The sequence below is a fragment of the Pseudomonas poae genome (assembly GCA_028869255.1).
Lineage (GTDB): Bacteria > Pseudomonadota > Gammaproteobacteria > Pseudomonadales > Pseudomonadaceae > Aquipseudomonas > Aquipseudomonas poae_C.
Genome location: CP110972.1, coordinates 1,469,729 through 1,487,147, shown reverse-complemented (window position 1 = coordinate 1,487,147; position 17,419 = coordinate 1,469,729). Strand labels below are relative to the sequence as shown.

Sequence of the window (17,419 nt, the reverse complement as noted above, 5' to 3'; positions counted from 1 at the left end):
GCAGCCCTCTTCAATTATCGGTAACCAGCAACGGCTCGCCTGGCAGGGTTTTTCCAGCATCCCCCAGGCGCTTGCGCGCAATGCGTCGCTCCACCCAACCGGCCAGGCGGGTCAGGCCGAAACACAGCAGGTAGTAGATGATCGCCAGGATGAAAAACACCTGGAACGGCTTGGTCAGCAGTTGGTTGTTGACCTGGTTGGCGGCAAAGGTCACTTCCTGCACGTTGATCACGTAGCCCAGGGAGGTTTCCTTGATGATCGAAATAAACTGGCTGATCAGGCTCGGCAGCGCGTTGTACAACGCCTGGGGCAAAATCACCCAGAGCGTGGTGCGCACGTAGCCCAGGCCGAGGGCGCGGGACGCCTCGTACTGGCCACTGGGCAGCGCCTGGATACCGCCGCGAATGATTTCGCACAGGTAGGCGCTCTGGTAGATCACCAGCGTGCAGAGCATGGTCATGAAGCCGGTGATGTTGTGGCCGATCATCAGAGGCACCAGGAAATAGGTCCAGAAGATCACCATCAGCAACGGGATGCCGCGCAGCACGTAGACCCACACCGTGGCGACCCAGTACAGGCCCTTCCACGGCGACACCCGCGCCAGGGCCAGCAGCAAGCCGAACGGGAAGGCCAGCAGCAACGCCAACGCCGCCAGGATCAAGGTACTCGCCAAGCCACCTAACGGGCCGTGGGGGTATTGGCCGATAAGGAACAGCGTCCAGTTCTGCTGCACAATCGAGAACATATCGAACATCGCGGGCTACCTCGCCAGGGCTTTGCTGAAGTGCCGGGCCAGCAACGCGCCGGCGCCCATCAGCAGCAGGGAAAACACCAGGTAGAACACCGTGGCCACCAGGTACGACTCAAAGGTGCGGAAGGTGTAGTTCTCCACTTCACGGCTGGCGTAGGTCAGTTCCATCACGCCAATCGCCATCGCCAGGCTGGTGTTCTTGAACAGCAGCACGGTGTGATTGATCAGCGACGGCAGGCAGTTGCGCACGCCCTGGGGCAGGATCACATAGCGCATCGAACGCACGTAGCCCAGGCCCAGGGCCCTGGACGCTTCGGTCTGCCCGGCGGGAATGGCGCGCAGGCCGCTGCGGATGTCCTCACAGAAATACGCCGCCTGGCACAGCCCCAGGGCGATCACCGAGAACAGGTATTCGGTGTTGTGGTTGGCCAGCCACAGCTGCGCGGACTCGCTGAGCAGCGTCGGCACGCCGAAGTACCACAGCATCAGTTGCACCAGGGTCGGCACATTGCGGTGGTAGGACACGTAACCCGCCACCAGGCGGTCGGCCAGCTTATTGCCGGTCAGGCGCACCGTGACCAGCGTCAACGCCAGCACCATCGCCAGCAGCCAGGCGAACAACGCCAGCTGCAAGGTCATTTCGATGCCCTTGACGATCAGCTCGGCATATTCGCCTTGCAGAATCGCGGCCAAATCGAAGTCTTGCTTCATGGTCAATCCCTATCGGCATTGGGCTAGGGCAGAAATCAAAATCACCCGGCGTGGCCGTGGCGGGATGCAGCGATGACGGATCGGTCCGTTCTGTTTTTAGCGGCTGGATGTCAGCCTTGGTAATCCTGCGGCCGTGCGGTGGAAAGCCCGCCCGGCACTTGCAAGGTCGGGGTGATTTCCATATGCCCGATGTTCACGGCAATCGGCGCGGCAATCGCAAAGGCGATGGCGTTGGCGATGTCTTCGGCCAGGGGCAATTCAAAGCCCTCGACGAAGCGCTTGTAGGTCTCTTCGGAGTCGCCGTGCACATGCGCGAAGATATCCGTGGCCACCCGCCCCGGGCAGATCTCGGTAACACGCACGCGCTTGCCGAACGCATCGATGCGCAGCTGGCGCGAGAGCATGCTCACGGCCGCCTTGGTCGCGTGGTAGGTGGAGTTGCCGCCAAAGTTGTAGGCCGCGGCAATCGAGCTGATGTTGATGATGTGCCCGCAGTCGCGCTCGACCATGCCAGGCAGCGCCAGACGTGCCAGGTGCAGCACGGCACGCAGGTTGACGTCGATCAGCAGGTCGATGCCGTCGGCATCGGCGCTGAGCAACGAGCCGGGTTTGTCGACACCGGCGTTGTTGACCAGGATGTCGAAGGTATTTTCAGCAAACAGCCTGGTCAACCCGGCGAGGTCGGTGACGTCAATGGCGTGGGCGATGCAACCGGTTTTGGCCGCCAGTTCCTGCAGCTTGTCGGCACTGCGGGCCAGGGCATGCACCTGCACGCCTTCCTGGCACAAGCGCTCGACAACGGCGGCGCCGATGCCGGAGGACGCCCCGGTGACCAGCGCGGTTTTGTAGTCGGAAAATGGCATGGGGTGGTCCTTGTGCTACGGGTTATGGTTCGACTCTATCCAGCCTTCAGGCGCTGGACCAAGACGCAATGGTTGTGTGGCGATAAGGCCAGCTTATGACGCGGCCAGCAGCTGCGAGACAGGCGTAATCTGCCCGCCCATGCGCTCGATTTCCTGGCGAATCGTGCGCGCCAGTTCGACCGCGCCGGGGGTATCGCCGTGCAGCAGGATCGAGTGCGCCGGCACCCGCAGCACCTTGCCGCCAAGGGCCGTTACCGTGCCCTCCTCCAGCAGTTGCCGCACCCGGCGCAGCACCGCCGTCGGGTCCTTGATCACCGAGCCCTCGACCTTGCGCGGCACCAGCAGGCAGTCATCGTCATAGGCGCGGTCGGCGAGAAACGTGGTGGCCACGCGCAAGCCGCATTTTTCGGCTGCGCCCTCAATGGCGCGGCTGCTCGACGAGCTGATGATCAGCGCCGGATCGAACGCGGCTACCGCCCGCACCAGCGGCTCGGCCAGCGCGGTATCGGCGGCGGCCATATTGCCCAGGGCGCCGTGGAAGCTCATGTGGGTCAGGCGATGGCCGTTCACCGCCGCAATCCCCGCCAGCGCGCCAAGCTGGTAGATCACATAGGTAGCCAGCTCCTTGATCTCGATATTCATCTGGCGACGGCCGAAACCCATCAGGTCCGGGAAGCCGACATGTGCGCCCAGATCGATGCCACCGGCCTTGGCCAGGCGCACGGTGTTGTCCATGATCAGCGGGTCGCCGGCATGAAACCCACAGGCCACGTTGGCCGACGAGATCAGGCTCATCAGCGCCTCGTCTTCGCCCATGCGCCAGGGGCCGAAGCCCTCGCCCAGGTCGGCGTTCAAATCAATCTTCATGCTTGCTTCTCCACGCCCAGAAACGCTTCGCCATAGCCGACGGTGGTGCCGCACGGCACACGTACATCGACAACCCGTGCAGCGCAGGGGCTGCGCTGTGGCAACAGCAGCTCACCGACTTGCAGCAGTGCGACCAACTGGCCGGCGCTGAGCTGGTCGCCCACGGCCACCAACGGTTCGGTTTGTTGCGGATGGGTCAGCAGCAAGCGACCCAGGCCGGTCGTACGCAGCACCTGGTCTTCAACCGCAGCGACCGCAGGTGCCACAACGGTGACGGGCTCGCCACCGCGCTTGAGCGTCAAGTGCACACCCGGGCGGCTGATTTCGGCACCGGCCAGGTGGTGTTCCTTGAGCCACGCCGCCAACTGGCGAATGTCCTCGAGGGTCATGGTTTAACTCCTTCACGGTGCAGATCCACCAGGCGGCCGACCTCGCGCAGGTAACGTCGATTGGTTTCCAGGGCCTCGACGGCCTCCAGGTAGCTGCACTCGATAAAGCGCACCTTGCTGCCGATAGGCGCCTGCCCCAGGCGCCACAGGTCGGCTTCGATCACACTGCCGAACTTGGGGTAACCGCCGCTGGGCTGGGCGTCGCGCATCTGGATAATCGGCTGGCCGCCGTGCGGCACCTGGATCACCCCCGGCACAATGCCGTGGGAGCGGATTTCCATGGGGGCGATGGGCAGCAGCGCCTGGCCTTCCATGCGGTAGCCGTAGCGATTGCTCTGGGTGGTGATCTTCCACTCACCGGCCCAGAACGCCGCACGCGAAGCTTGCTGGAAACGCTCGTATTCGGCGGCAGGCAACACCCGCATCGCGGGCACCCCATCGATGTGCAACGGCAGCGCCAGGCTCGGCGCCAACACGCCAATGTCCAGCGGCAAGCGGCTGATACCTGGGCGCAAGGCACCGAGTCGATCGCCTTGTTGCAGCGCACGTCCGTGCAGGCCCCCGAACTCGCCACGCAGTTGCGTGCTGCGCGAGCCGAGCACCGACGGCACATCCACGCCGCCGGCCAGGCACAGGTAGGCACGGCTGCCGGACGTCGGGTAACCCAAGTGCAACACCTGGCCTTCGCGGCCCTGGTACACCCAGTTCGGCGGCAGCGGCTGGCCGTCCAACGTGGCGTCGCACGCCGCGCCGGTCACGGCAAATGCGCAGTCCTGCACCAACCGTACTTCGAACGGAAACAACGGTATTTCAATCGCGGCGGCATCTTCGGGGTTGCCCAGCAACAGGTTGCCCAGGGCCAGGGCCAGGTGGTCCATGGCGCCCGAGGTACCCACGCCGTAACCCAGGCTGCCGAAGCGCCCGAAGTCCTGCACGGTGGCCAGGGCGGTGGCCGATAGAATCTCGATCATCGAATGATCCTCTCGATGCGCAAGCGCAGGAAATCCCCCGGCCGCAAGATCGCCGGCGGGGTTTGGGCGGGGTCGAAAAATGCCATTTCAGTGCGGCCGATGGTGTTCCAGCCACTCGGGCCAGCCGACGCGGAGACCCCGGTTTGCACGCCGCCGATGGACACCGAGCCCGCGCCGATATTCAACACCGGCACCTGGCGCCGTGGCGTGGCCAGGCGTGGGTCCATGCCGCCGAGGTAGCAGTAACCGGGGTGGCTGCCCAGGGCATACACCGGGTACAGCGGTTCGCAATGCAGGTTGGCGATGGTCTCGATGTCCAGCCCGGTGTGGGCGATTACATCCGCCATATGCGGGCCGAATTCACCGCCATACACCACCGGCAACTCGACGATGCGCCCTTCCAGGGGCAGAGGCTCGCTCTGCTCCCAGGCTTGCAGCAAGCGCTGGCACAGCCCGTTGAGCTCGCGCGGCGGCTTGAGGAAGGTCAGCATCAGGTTATTCATGCCCGGCACCGCTTCGTGGATCTCGGGCCATTCACTGGCCTGCAATGCCAAGCTCCAGATCCGCTGTTGCGGGGCCAGGTCCAGCTCACCCGGCGCTTCGAACAGCAAGGCGCTGGAGCCCAACAGGCTGATGGAAGGTGCGGTGCTCATGTCGGACTCCTTTGCTGCAACCAGCGCTCCAGGTGATGAATGTCGACACCGCCGGCGCAAAAGGCCGGGTCGTCAAGAATGTCGCGGTGCAGCGGGATATTGGTGCTGATGCCTTGCACAACCATTTCGCTGAGCGCCAGGCGCATTCGCGCCATCGCCTCTTCGCGGGTGGCGCCGTGGGTGATGACCTTGGCCACCATCGAGTCGTAATACGGCGGCACGCGGTAGCCGCTGGTGACATGGGAGTCGACCCGCACGCCAAAGCCGCCCGGCACTTCCCAGCGCTGGATCAAGCCAGGCGTGGGCATAAAAGTCACCGGGTCTTCGGCGTTGATCCGGCACTCCAGAGAGTGGCCGTTCAGCTGCACATCCTCCTGGCGCAGGCTCAGCACCTCACCCCGCGCCATGCGCAGTTGCTGCTGGACAATATCGATGCCGGTGGTCATCTCGGTGACCGGGTGTTCGACTTGCAGACGCGTGTTCATCTCGATAAAAAAGAACTCGCCGTCCTCGTACAGGAATTCAAACGTGCCCACACCGCGATAGCCAATCTGGCGGCATGCCTCGGCGCAGCGTTCGCCGACCTTGGCGATCAATGCGGGATCGATGCCCGGTGCGGGCGCTTCTTCCAACACTTTCTGATGGCGGCGTTGCAGGGAACAGTCGCGGCAGCCGAGCCAGATCGCATGGCCATGGGCATCACACAGCACCTGGATTTCCACATGCCGCGGGTGGCCGAGGAATTTCTCGATATACAGTTCAGGGTTGCCGAACGCCAGCCGCGCTTCTTCACGGGTAAGCCCGATGGCGGCAAGCAACTCACCTTCTGCCTGCACCACGCGCATACCGCGACCACCGCCACCGCCGGCGGCCTTGACGATGACCGGGTAGCCGATTTCAGCGGCGATGGCGAGGATGCTCGCGTCGTCGGTAGGCATTGTCGAATCAGGCCCCGGCACGCACGGCACACCGGCTTCACGCATGGCACGCTTGGCGGCCACCTTGTCGCCCATGGTGCGGATGCAGGCTGCGCTCGGGCCGATAAAGGTCAGGCCGGCGGTTTCGATGCGCTCGGCAAACCCTGCGTTTTCCGAAAGGAACCCGTAGCCAGGGTGGATCGCCTGGGCGCCGGTGACCTTGGCGGCGAACAGCAACGCCGTCTGGTTGAGGTAGCTCAGACCGGGTGCGGCCGGGCCGATGCACAGCGATTCGTCAGCGTTTTGCACGTAGTGGGCGTGACGGTCCGCTTCGGAAAACACCGCCACGGTCTTGATGCCCAGGCCATGGCAGGCACGCTGAATGCGCAGGGCGATTTCGCCACGGTTGGCGATCAGCACTTTGTCGAACATTGGATTCACCTGAATAACGAATACGCGTAAGGGTCAACCGAGCCGGAACAGCGACTGGCCGGCGTCGACTTCAACCCCGGCCTCGACCAGGATCTCAATCACCTGGCCCGCCACCTTGGCCTTGACCGGGTGGAACATCTTCATCGCCTCGATCACCGCCACGGTCTGGCCGGCCTCGATGCTTTGCCCCACGGTCACAAAGGGCGGCTCACCGACGGCGGGCGTCAGGTGCAGCACGCCATAGAGGCTGGCCTTGATGCTCCCGGCAACGGGCGCCGCAACGGTTTTTGGCGCCGCCACTGCCGTGGTCGGCGTAACGCTGACAACCGCCTGCCCCGCCTGCTTGAACAGCCGCAGTGTGCTGTCGCCTTCGGTGAGGCTCAGTTCCAGCAGATCGGATTCGGCCAGCAAATCCATCAACCCCTTGATACGTGCTGAATCCATGTATGGCCCCTGCCTGTCGAGCGTGTCTTGAGTGGATGAGCCCAATCTACCGAGCCCCTCGAAACGCGGCCAAGACGCTTTGGCTTTGGGGTGATAAGCCGACCTTATGACGCCTCACACGGCGCTGCCACGCATCTGCGCCACCAGCTCCAGCAGAATCGCCTTGACCGCCTGGGCCGGCACGGACAACGGCAAATGCCCGGACAGGCACAACGCCAACGGCGCCTCCACCTCGGGCTCGACGATGCGGCACATATGCACCGAAGGGTCCGCGGCCATGACCCGCGCCGACGACTCAGGCAGGATGGTCGAACCGAAGTGGTCGGCCACGGCGGCGGTGAGCGTGGTGGACGATTCAATCTCGGCCACTACCCGCACACCCAGGCCGATACGCAGGAAGGCTTCGTCCACCATCCGACGCATGACGTTGTAGGGGCGCGGCAACAGCATGTCCATGTCGGCCAACTCGGCCAGCGGGATGTCTTCGCGACTGGCAATGGCCGGATCCGCACTTACCAGGTACAGCGGCTCGCGCAGCAGCGAGACGAAACTCAAACCATGCACCTCCCGCCCGCCGTAAAGCACGGCCATGTCCATGCGGCCGTTCATGATCAGTTCGCTCAACGTGGTGCCGAAGTTTTCATTGAGGTACAGCAGAATGCCGGGGTGACGTTCGCGCACGGTGCGCAGCAACGGCAGCGACAACGTCGACGCCGCCGTCCCCGGCGCCAGCCCCACCGACACCTGCCCGGACAAGGCATGGCCGGTGGCATTGATATCGCTCTGAGCCTGTTCGCACTGGCGCAGGATAATCTGCGCATGGCCATACAACACCTTGCCCGCCTCAGTCGGCGTCACGCCGCGCTTGGTGCGGATCAGCAATTGTTGTTGCAACTCGGCTTCCAGGGTCGCCAGTTGCTGACTCAACGCCGGTTGCGCCACATGCAACACATCAGCGGCCTGGGTCATGCTGCCGATGTCGACCAGTTTTACGAAATACTTCAATCGACGCAGGTTCAAAATGGCGATGCTCTTATGCTGGAAATAGAGGGTTTTGCTTTGCTTCTGATCTCAGACGCCCCGTCAACCACGCTGGCCGCACGCCGAGCCTGGGCGAGGTGCGCGGGGCGAGAGCCTTTTGCTTACTGTTGGCTGGGCCGGCTTCCGGCTCTTCCAGAAGTGACCCGCTGTAAGCGCAGAACCACAAGCCGCCGTTACCGCAGAAACGGATATGCACACCACCACACCGCCATCGCAGGCAAGCCAGCTCCCACACTTGAACCGGATTACACCGGGTAAAACTCGACCGACTGTCAGGCCGCCTTCGCGAGCAAGCCCGCTCCCACATTTGGATCGCGTGAAATCAGTCAACTAATCGTCGGCGAAAAGGCTGCCTTCACAGGCAAGCCAGGCCCCACACCGACCTGTGCTGTTTTGCAAAACCCAGGCCACCCCCACAACCAGCCATAAGCCTTCGCTATGGCTAGCCCAAAATCCCCCTGCCAAGCACCCACGCGGCGCACCCTGGGCTAGACGCACCCATTCAGTGCACACCCAGCCATAAGCACTGCCTATCAAACCAGAACAAACTCATCTTATGGCGCCCTCCCCCACCGCTCGTACTGTGAACCCCGTCCACACCACCAACGAGGAACGCCCGTGACTGCCTCCCGCATCGCCGCCCGTGTGCAACGCATCAAACCATCGCCCAGCAGCGCCGCGTCCGACCGCGCCAACGAGCTGCGTCGCCAGGGCCAGTCCATCATCAACCTGGTGGTGGGCGAACCCGACTTCGACACACCTGCCAACATCCGCCAGGCCGCCAGCGCCGCCATCGAACGCGGCGAAACCCGCTACACCCAGAACGCCGGCACTCCAGAACTGCGCCAGGCCATCGTCGACAAACTGGCCCGCGAAAACGGCCTGAGCTACACCGCCCAGCAAATCCTGGTGACCAGCGGCGCCAAGAGCGCGATCTTCAACGCGTTCGCCGCCACCCTCGGTGCAGGTGATGAGGTGCTGATCCCGGCCCCGTACTGGGTGTCCTACCCGGATATGGTGCTGGCCTGCGAAGGCGAGCCCGTAACCCTCGCCTGCCCGGAACACAACGGCTTCAAGCTGACCCCGGAGCAACTGCGCGCAGCCATCACCCCACGCACCCGCTGGCTGTTGCTCAACTCGCCCAGCAACCCGACTGGCGCCAGCTATAGCCACCACGAATTACGCGCCCTGGCCGATGTGCTGCTGGACTACCCGCATGTGCTGCTGATGACCGATGACATCTACGAGCACATCCGCTTCGACGGCCTGGATAACCCGCATATCCTGGCCATCGAACCGGCCTTGGGCGAGCGCACGCTGGTGGTCAATGGTGTGTCCAAGACCTACGCCATGACCGGCTGGCGCATCGGTTACGCCGCCGGCCCCAACGACCTGATTGGCGCCATGGCGACCCTGCAATCGCAGTCCACCAGCAACGCCTGTTCGGTGAGCCAGGCGGCTGCGCTGCAAGCGCTCACCGGCGACCAAAGCTTCGTCAAACAGAGCGTCGAGGTTTACCAGCAACGCCGTGATCGCTGCCTGGACCTGCTCAACGCGATTCCCGGCCTGAGCTGCCGCAAGCCCGACGGCGCGTTCTACCTGTATGTGAATTGCGCCGGCCTGCTGGGCAAAACCACGGCCGACGGCAAGGTGCTGCACACCGACAGCGATGTGGTGATGTACCTGCTGGAAAGCCAGGGCGTGGCAGTGGTCGCGGGCACCGCCTATGGCCTGGCGCCGTTTTTCCGCATGTCGATCGCCACCGCGATCAGCACCCTTGACCAGGGCTGCGAACGCATCAAAGCCGCCGTCGCCGCGTTGCGTTGAGGACCGAACATGACCGTGGCGGCCCACCCTCCCCTGAGTTTCAAGCAAGCCCTGCTGGCGATGCTCGGCATCTCCTTGGTGCTGATGCTCTCGGCACTCGACCAGACGGTGATCGGCAACGCCTTGCCGAGCATCGTCGCCGAGCTGGATGGCTTTGAACTCTATGCGTGGGTGGCCACCGGGTATCTGCTGGCGTCCATCGTCACCATCCCGATTTTCGGGCGGCTGGGCGATTACTACGGGCGCAAGCCTTTTGTGCTGGCTGCCACGCTGATTTTTACCCTGGCGTCCCTGGCCTGCGCCGTGGCCAATGACATGCTGGTGCTGGTGATCGGCCGCGCCTTGCAGGGGGTGGGCGGCGGCATGCTGATCGGCACCGCCTTCGCCTGCATCCCCGAACTGTTCCCTGATACCCGTCAACGCCTGCGCTGGCAGATGCTGCTGAGTGCGCTGTTCAGTGTGGTCAATGCGATTGGGCCGGGCTTGGGCGGTTACCTGACCGGGGCCTTCGGCTGGCGCTCGGTGTTTTACCTCAACCTGCCTTTGGGCTGCCTGGCGTTACTGATCGCCTGGCGTTTTCTGCCCTGGTATCGGCCGACAGTGCGCAGCGGCATTCGCCTGGATTGGCCCGGCGCGTTGTTGATCACCCTGGCCCTTGGCAGCCTGCAATTGTTTGTGGAATGGCTGGGGCATTCGAGCCTGGCACTCAGTGCGGCGCTGGGCCTGGGCTGCATCGCCGCGATGGTCGCGCTGTGGCATTGGGAGCGGCGCTGCCCCCACGCGCTGTTGCCTGCGGCGTTGTTCCGCCTGCCGAGCCTGCGCCTGTTGTTCATCCTCTCGGTGGCGGCCGGCGCGATCATGTTTTCGCTGTTGTTCTACTTGCCGCTGTTGCTGCAGGGCGCCTACGGCTACTCACCCCAGGACGCCGGCCTGTTGATCACGCCACTGGCGCTGAGCATCACCCTGGGCGCCATCGTCAACAGCCGTATCGTGACCCGGCTGCGCAACCCCAACCGCTTGCCGCTGGCGGGGTTTGTCGCGCTGCTGCTGGCATGCCTGGGCCTGGCGGTGGTCGGGCGTGGAGCGTCGTTCAACCTGTTGCTCGGCTTGATCCTGCTGGCCGGCCTGGGGCTGGGCTTTATCCTGCTGAACCTCACGGTCTTCACCCAGACCCTGGCCGACCGGCAGTTCCTGGGGATCGCCACAGCGCTGACGCAATCGCTGCGACTGGTCGGTGGGTTACTTGGCACAGCGGGCATGGGGGTGCTGGTCAACCTGTTGTACAGCGCGAACCTGCAGCGGGTGTTGCTTGCCGCGAATCACGCCGAGGGCATTGCCTTGTATGCCGACCCGCAAGCGCTGTTGCACCCCTCCCTCGAAGCCTCGCCCTGGCTCGACCTGGCCCGCGATGCGCTGGCCCAGTCGGTGGGTGTTGGCCTGTTGCTGTGCGCCGGCATCGGCGTCGTGGCGCTGATGATTCTATACCGCTTGCCGCCGGTGCGACTGCAGGTCGTGCCGGCCACCGTTGCTCCTGCTCCCGAGAAAAAATAGAAAACTTTTACTGCCGCTTTTGACTGCCCTCAAAAACACTAATCACACATGGGGATCACTCCGATGGAGCTTTTCAATCGCGCACCGATAGTACTGGCCGGCCTTTGTGGCTTGCTCATCGCCCAGCAGGGCTATGCCGCAGGGCTGGTGGAAGACAGCAAACTCAACGTGCTGGCCCGCAACTTCTTCAGTAACGCCGACAACCGCAGCGGCGCGGCCGACCCCAACTACACCCAGGAATGGGGCCAGGGGTTTATCGCCAACTTCGAGTCAGGCTACACCCAGGGCACCGTGGGCTTCGGCGTGGATGCCATTGGCATGTTCGGGGTGCGCCTGGACTCCGGAAAGGGCCGTCACTACAACCCGCAAAGCACCGCGTTCAACGGTAACGTGTTCCCCACCGACCACGATGGCCGTGCGGTGGACCAGTTCGGCAGCCTGGGCCTGACCGCCAAGGCGCGCTTCGCCAAGACCGAATTGAAGTACGGCACCCTGGTGCCGATGCTGCCGGTGGTGATGTCCACCGACCGCATGCTGCAACAGACCTTCAATGGCGGCCAGGTGCAGTCGCGGGACCTGGACCACTTCACCTTCACCCTTGGCCAACTGGAACACGTGAAGGGCCGTGGCTCGAGTGACCAGATGGGCATGTCGATCCCCGGCGCCAACAACGCGCGTACCGGTGAGTTCGTCAACAAGTTCTACTACGGCGGCGTCGACTACAAACCCACCAAAGATCTGACCTTGCAGTACTACTACGGCAACCTGCAGGACTTCTACAAACAGAACTTCCTGGGCCTCAAATACGACTGGCAGATCGGCCCCGGCACCCTGCGCACCGACCTGCGCCACTTTGACAACCGCTCTGACGGCGCCAACGGCAACGACCCGGCGTTCTACACCTTCGGCTACTACGGCGACGGCGTCACCAAGGGCAAGGTGGACAGCCGCCTCAACAGCGCCCTGTTCACCTACCTGGTCAACGGCCACACGATTGCCGCCGGGCTGCAGCAAGTCAGCGGCGACAGCGATGCGGTGTGGTTGAACCAGGGCGACGGTTCCACCGCGTATTTCATGACCGAGTCGATGATCGGCAAATTCCAGCGCGCCGGCGAAACCACCTGGCAGGTGCGGTACGGCTATGACTTCGCGTCGGTCGGCGTACCCGGCCTGAGCTTTATGGGCATGTACGAAAGCGGCTCGAATATCCGCACGCCGACGGGCGATAAAAGCGAGTGGGAACGCAACCTGACGGTGAGCTACGTGATCCAGCAGGGTCCGCTGAAAAACCTCAGCATCGCCTTGCGCCATGCCTCGCTGCGCACCGAAGTGACCACCCAGCGCGACAGTGACGAGCACCGGGTGATCGTGAGTTATCCGTTGAGCATCCTGTAAAACACCAGCGCTTGTGGCGAGGGAGCTTGCTCCCGTTGGGCTGCGCAGCGGCCCCACAATCCTGGGAGCGCTACGCACTCCAACGCAAGCAAGCTTGCTCGCCACATTGGGTGGCGGGGCTCGTCAGTTATCCGCTGAACATCCTGTAAAACGCCAGCGCTTGTGGCGAGGGAGCTTGCTCCCGTTGGGCTGCGCAGCGGCCCCACAATCCTGGGAGCGCTACGCACTCCAACGCAAGCAAGCTTGCTCGCCACATTGGGTGGCGGGGGTCGTCAGTTATCCGCTGAACATCCTGTAAAACGCCAGCGCTTGTGGCGAGGGAGCTTGCTCCCGTTGGGCTGCGCAGCGGCCCCACAATCCTGGGAGCGCTACGCACTCCAACGCAAGCAAGCTTGCTCGCCACATTGACGCTGCGCAGCAACGACCAATTCAACACCACCATCTATGGGTATGACGACCGTTTTCGCGGTATCAGCGGCACCCGCGAGGTGATCTTCATGCACCGCAATGACATCGCTCGCCTGGGTTTCGAGAACGGCCAGGGCGTGATGCTGACCACGGCGGTCGAGCCGCAGGTCAAGCGTCAGGTCGGACCGCTGGAAATCGTCGCCTACGACATCCCCGATTACCCCGAGTGCAACCCTTTGGTGCCGCTCTGGCACCACGCTGAACGCAGCAAGGTGCCGGCGGCCAAATCGGTGCCGGTGCGGCTCAGCCTGGCCGGCTGATGCCCACGCCTAGCTCACGGCCACACCGGCTCCCCCAGGTTCAGCATCAAGCGATTGGCCCAGGCGAAGATCGCGATGGCGTGGATCAGGTCAAGGATCTCACCGTCATCCAGACCTTGCTCGCGCAGACCCAGCAACGTGGCGGCGTCGATCTCGCCAGGGCTGAGCGTCAGGTCGATGGCGAACTGCACGATGGCTTTTTCACGTGGTGTGGTCCCCGCGCTGTGCGGGTCGGCGAACACCTGGGCAATCACATCGTTGCGCTTGGCCAATTGTTCGAAACGCTGGGCATGCACCGAGGCGCAGTACACGCATTGGTTGATGCGCGACACCACCGCACTCGCCAACTCACGCTCGGCCCGCGACAGCCCGCCCGGCGCATACATGATCGCGTTGAACGCCAGGGAGCGCTGGCGCAGCACTGCGGGTTGGTGGATCAGCGTCAGGTAGTATTCCGAGACCTTGGCCTGGGGATGGCTTTCTTCCAGCACCGCCACTTGCTCGGGGTTGGCCTGGGCCAGGTCGAGGGTCGGCAGCCAGGCTTTCCAGCCCAGGCTGCGATTGGTGAAGCCTTGAATGTCCAGGGGTTCGCTCATCGCAATTGCTCCAGTGCTTTCAGCCCGCTCGCCAGGCGCACCTGGTAGGAAATAAAGGCGATCAACTGGCTGAGGGTGACCACATCCACCGTCTCCAGGCCCGCGTCCAGCAGCGGTGCCAACGCCTCACGATCACCTTCCACAGGCGCCAGCACCAGGGTGCGGGTGAAGTCGAGGATGGCCTTCAGACGTGGCGAATCCTGGGTCGGTGGCAGGGCTTGCAGGCGCTCAAGGTAGTGCGCCGCCAACTCCGGTTGCGGTGTCAGTTGGCAGGCGTACTCGGCCACCAACAGGCGTTCTTCAAGGCTCAGGCTGCCGGGCAGGTCTTCAGCAAACAATGCCTGGTAGCTGCCTTCGGTAGCATCTGTGACCTTGGCCCGCGCCTGGCGCAGGTTGTGCACCGGGCTGTGCTCGTTGAGCAACAGCCGGGTCAGCAGGTCGGGTAAAACGGAACGACTCATTGCAACTCCTTAAAATATGCGCGGCGCTCGGCCACCGCGTTATGCAGGAAATCCACCACGGCCAGCCATGACTGCTGGTTGGCCTGGGCATTCGCCTCGGGCTGACCGTCATCGCTGTAGGTGCTCGGAATGTTGGGCAACAAAATGCTGTGACCGGCCAGGGGAAAGTCGCGCTGCACCACCGGCCATGGGTGGTTGAAGCGCTGGAGACGCTCGCGGACCATCTGCCCGAAACGGCTGGACGGCCACGCCGCGTCGTCGCCGGCGGTCAGCATCAATACCGGCCCGCGAATTTTTTCCACTGCAATGCGCGCCCGCTCCACCGCCTCCGTGTCCTCAAGGGCGGTGCTCATCGACAGCGCATTGCGCAACCCCGCATCGCGGGCGGCCCACGACGCATGACGGTTGTTGTTCCACAGGTGCACCAGCGGCTGGCCGCGATACAACCAGGCCGGGCCGTCGCGCCCCACCGCCGGGTCGGCGGCGGCCTGCCCGCCATGCACCAGGGCACTCGGCACATAGCCAATCACCGCCGCTACCGACTCAGGAAACATGCTGGCGAGCAACAGCACCAGCTCACCCCCTCGGGATTGGCCGCTGAGGGCGATAAAACCATCGGCCGGCGCCAGTTCGCGGCGCATCCAGGCCAGGCCCTGCTCGAAGTATTCCAACCGGGTGTTGGAAATATAGTCCGACAGCCCCGGCGCTTTGAAATACCCCAGCGCCAACGCACTGTAACCCCGCGACGCATACAGCGCGGCGCGCGCTTCATTGATACCGCCACCGGAGCCATTGAGCACCATCACCGCCGGATGCGGTCCCGCGCCCGCTGGCTGGAACAAGGTGCCCACCAGGCCATCCTCGCGCACCTCGCGACGGGTCACACCGGCAGCCGCCAGGCGTTGCACCAGTACCTGCGAAGGGTCACTGCCTTGTACCTGGATACGCGTGTGCAACGGCTCCAGCACGGCGTCGGGAAACACCGCCGCGCTGTGGCCCTGCTCGATTCGCTGGCTCCACAGCAAGCCCATGCCCGATACGCCGCTGTAATCACCCGCTACCGGCGCGTCACGTTCAAGGTCGACACGCCCCTGGGCGTCGGCAACGAACGTCGCCGCACTGCTCCAGGCGCGGTTGCCACCGCGCAGGGTGCGAGTGGTCAAGGTCACCTGCGCGCCCGGCGCCAGCCCGTCGACGACGATATGGCGCGGCTCATCCAGCAGGCCATCCAGAGGGGTGATTGCCAGGCGCGCCATTACTTTTCCTCCGTCACCATCGACGCGGTGGTGCGATCACTTACCAGAGGATCAACACGCAGACCTTTGCGAGCGGCCCAGATATTCTGGTAGTGGAACAACGGCAGGATGCCCACGTCGTCGCTCACGCGCTTGACCGAATCGCGCAGGATCGCTTCGCGCTTGCCTTCATCGAACTCGGCCGATGACAGCTCCAGGTCCGCGTCCACCTGCGGGTTGCTGTAGCGCCCCCAGTTCGACGAACCCACGCCTTTGCTGGAATCGGCACTGGCCAGCACATTGAGCAGGCCATAGCCGGCCTCGCCGGTGCCATTGCCCCAGGCGATCACAGTGACCGCGTATTCGTTTTTGTTGGCGCGGCTGGCGTACACCGACCATGGCACCACCTGCAGATCGACCTTGATGCCAATGCGCGCCCAGAACTGCGCCACCGCTTGCATCGTTTCCGGCGCCAGTGGGTAGCGGTCGCCGGGCACGTGCACGGTTAGCTGAAAACCGTTCGGGTAGCCGGCTTCGGCCAGCAGTTTTTTCGCCTGGGCCGGGTCGTTGGGAATGTCCTTGACCTCAGGGTTGTAGCCAAAGGTATTGGCCGGCATCCACTGGTTGGCCTCGGTCACGGTGTTCTGCAAGATGCGCTCGACAATCGCCTTGCGGTTGATTGCCAGCGACAGCGCCTGACGCACCCGCACATCGCGCAGCGGGTTCTCGGCCAGCGGCTTGCCCTGGTTGTCACGCACGAATTCATTCGGCCCCGAGCGAAAGCTCGGCTGAATCAACAACGCGCGCAGGCCCGGATAGGCAAACACCTTGACGCTCGGCGTAGCTTGCAGCTTTTTCACGTCCTGGGGCGAAACCTTGTCGATCACATCCACGTCACCGGCCAGCAACGCGGCGGTACGGCTCGCCGGGTTGGCGATAAAGCGATAGTCCACGGTGTCCCACAACGGTGGCTTGCCCCAGTAGTCCTTGTTGCGCTCGAACAGGGTGCGGTCGCCTTGGGCATACGACACCAGCCGATAAGGCCCGGTGCCAATCACCGCCTTGCCGCTGTTGTAGTCCTCGGTGCTGGATTTGGCGCCGATATGCCGGCTGACGATGTAGACCGAGTCGATGTTCTGCACCAGCAACGGGTTGGGCACCAGGGTCTTGACCCGCAGGGTGTAAGGGTCTGGCGCGCTGACCGACTCGACCGTGCGCAGGCTGCTGGAATACGGCGCAACACTGCCGGGCACATTGCGTGCGCGCTCCAGGAAAACACCAGGTCATCGGCGGTGAAGGGCTGGCCGTCCTGCCATTTCACGCCCTGGCGAATCTTGAATTCCCAGGTGTTGGCGTCAATCGCCTTCCAGCTTTCGGCCAGGCCCGGCAGGTTCTTGTCATCGCGACGATCCAGCAGGGATTCCCACACATGCAGTGCGATGGAACGGTCACCGGCGTGGTTGTTCAACTGCGGGTCCAACGACGATACCGGGTCGGCGTAGGCAATACGCAGGGGCTGGGCGGTGGCACCGTTGGCGCCGGTCAACAGCGCGGCAGTCAGTAGCGTCAGCAGCAAGGGCTTCATGG

The 17,419-nt window shown here is 63.8% G+C and carries 16 protein-coding genes and 2 pseudogenes; 4 read left to right on the top strand and 14 right to left on the bottom strand.

Annotation, left to right across the window (positions count from 1 at the left end):
* Positions 1 to 10: 10 nt before the first annotated feature.
* The 10 genes from LRS56_06975 to nac all read right to left on the bottom strand — a co-directional run bounded on the left by LRS56_06975 (position 11) and on the right by nac (position 8,018).
* Positions 11 to 754, bottom strand: a complete 744-nt coding sequence (locus LRS56_06975) for an amino acid ABC transporter permease (GenBank protein ID WDU64235.1) — start codon at positions 752 to 754, stop codon at positions 11 to 13.
* Between the two features lie 6 nt (positions 755 to 760).
* Complete coding sequence (locus LRS56_06970; GenBank protein WDU64234.1) at positions 761 to 1,462, bottom strand: amino acid ABC transporter permease; 702 nt, start codon at positions 1,460 to 1,462, stop codon at positions 761 to 763.
* Between the two features lie 110 nt (positions 1,463 to 1,572).
* Complete coding sequence (locus tag LRS56_06965; GenBank protein WDU64233.1) at positions 1,573 to 2,325, bottom strand: SDR family oxidoreductase; 753 nt, start codon at positions 2,323 to 2,325, stop codon at positions 1,573 to 1,575.
* 93 nt (positions 2,326 to 2,418) lie between these two features.
* Positions 2,419 to 3,192, bottom strand: coding sequence for a 5-oxoprolinase subunit PxpA (locus LRS56_06960; GenBank protein WDU64232.1), 774 nt, complete (start codon positions 3,190 to 3,192; stop codon positions 2,419 to 2,421).
* Positions 3,189 to 3,581, bottom strand: coding sequence for a hypothetical protein (locus tag LRS56_06955; GenBank protein WDU64231.1), 393 nt, complete (start codon positions 3,579 to 3,581; stop codon positions 3,189 to 3,191). Before LRS56_06955 ends, LRS56_06960 begins: the two co-directional genes overlap by 4 nt.
* Positions 3,578 to 4,552 carry a biotin-dependent carboxyltransferase family protein gene (locus LRS56_06950; protein WDU64230.1) on the bottom strand — a complete coding sequence of 325 codons (975 nt, stop codon included), beginning with the start codon at positions 4,550 to 4,552 and terminating at the stop codon, positions 3,578 to 3,580. The genes LRS56_06955 and LRS56_06950 overlap by 4 nt, the downstream gene beginning before the upstream one ends.
* Positions 4,549 to 5,205, bottom strand: coding sequence for a 5-oxoprolinase subunit PxpB (gene pxpB, locus LRS56_06945; GenBank protein ID WDU64229.1), 657 nt, complete (start codon positions 5,203 to 5,205; stop codon positions 4,549 to 4,551). The genes LRS56_06950 and pxpB overlap by 4 nt, the downstream gene beginning before the upstream one ends.
* Positions 5,202 to 6,554, bottom strand: a complete 1,353-nt coding sequence (gene accC, locus LRS56_06940) for an acetyl-CoA carboxylase biotin carboxylase subunit (GenBank protein WDU64228.1) — start codon at positions 6,552 to 6,554, stop codon at positions 5,202 to 5,204. Before accC ends, pxpB begins: the two co-directional genes overlap by 4 nt.
* 33 nt (positions 6,555 to 6,587) lie before the next feature.
* Entirely contained in the window at positions 6,588 to 6,998 is a 411-nt protein-coding gene (locus LRS56_06935; protein WDU64227.1) for an acetyl-CoA carboxylase biotin carboxyl carrier protein subunit, read from the bottom strand.
* 114 nt (positions 6,999 to 7,112) lie between these two features.
* Positions 7,113 to 8,018, bottom strand: coding sequence for a nitrogen assimilation transcriptional regulator NAC (gene nac / locus LRS56_06930; GenBank protein ID WDU64226.1), 906 nt, complete (start codon positions 8,016 to 8,018; stop codon positions 7,113 to 7,115).
* 639 nt (positions 8,019 to 8,657) lie between these two features.
* On the opposite strand from nac, the gene LRS56_06925 reads away from it, so the two are divergent.
* The 4 genes and pseudogenes from LRS56_06925 to LRS56_06910 all read left to right on the top strand — a co-directional run bounded on the left by LRS56_06925 (position 8,658) and on the right by LRS56_06910 (position 13,540).
* On the top strand, positions 8,658 to 9,866 hold the full coding sequence (locus tag LRS56_06925) for an aspartate transaminase (GenBank protein ID WDU64225.1): 1,209 nt from the start codon (positions 8,658 to 8,660) through the stop codon (positions 9,864 to 9,866).
* Between the two features lie 9 nt (positions 9,867 to 9,875).
* Positions 9,876 to 11,417: an MFS transporter gene (locus tag LRS56_06920; protein ID WDU64224.1), complete on the top strand. Its 1,542-nt coding sequence runs from the start codon at positions 9,876 to 9,878 to the stop codon at positions 11,415 to 11,417.
* A 63-nt stretch (positions 11,418 to 11,480) separates the two neighbouring features.
* Positions 11,481 to 12,812, top strand: a complete 1,332-nt coding sequence (locus tag LRS56_06915) for an OprD family porin (GenBank protein WDU64223.1) — start codon at positions 11,481 to 11,483, stop codon at positions 12,810 to 12,812.
* Between the two features lie 392 nt (positions 12,813 to 13,204).
* Positions 13,205 to 13,540 (top strand): annotated as a pseudogene (locus tag LRS56_06910) (formate dehydrogenase).
* A 14-nt stretch (positions 13,541 to 13,554) separates the two neighbouring features.
* Here LRS56_06910 and LRS56_06905 read toward each other — a convergent pair.
* From LRS56_06905 to LRS56_06890, 4 genes and pseudogenes are all read right to left on the bottom strand, one after another.
* On the bottom strand, positions 13,555 to 14,136 hold the full coding sequence (locus tag LRS56_06905) for a peroxidase-related enzyme (GenBank protein WDU64222.1): 582 nt from the start codon (positions 14,134 to 14,136) through the stop codon (positions 13,555 to 13,557).
* Positions 14,133 to 14,597 carry a CMD domain protein gene (locus LRS56_06900; protein WDU64221.1) on the bottom strand — a complete coding sequence of 155 codons (465 nt, stop codon included), beginning with the start codon at positions 14,595 to 14,597 and terminating at the stop codon, positions 14,133 to 14,135. The genes LRS56_06905 and LRS56_06900 overlap by 4 nt, the downstream gene beginning before the upstream one ends.
* On the bottom strand, positions 14,594 to 15,853 hold the full coding sequence (locus tag LRS56_06895) for an acyl-CoA thioesterase/bile acid-CoA:amino acid N-acyltransferase family protein (protein WDU64220.1): 1,260 nt from the start codon (positions 15,851 to 15,853) through the stop codon (positions 14,594 to 14,596). The genes LRS56_06900 and LRS56_06895 overlap by 4 nt, the downstream gene beginning before the upstream one ends.
* Positions 15,853 to 17,417: pseudogene (locus LRS56_06890) on the bottom strand (ABC transporter substrate-binding protein). Before LRS56_06890 ends, LRS56_06895 begins: the two are co-directional and overlap by 1 nt.
* Positions 17,418 to 17,419: the final 2 nt, after the last annotated feature.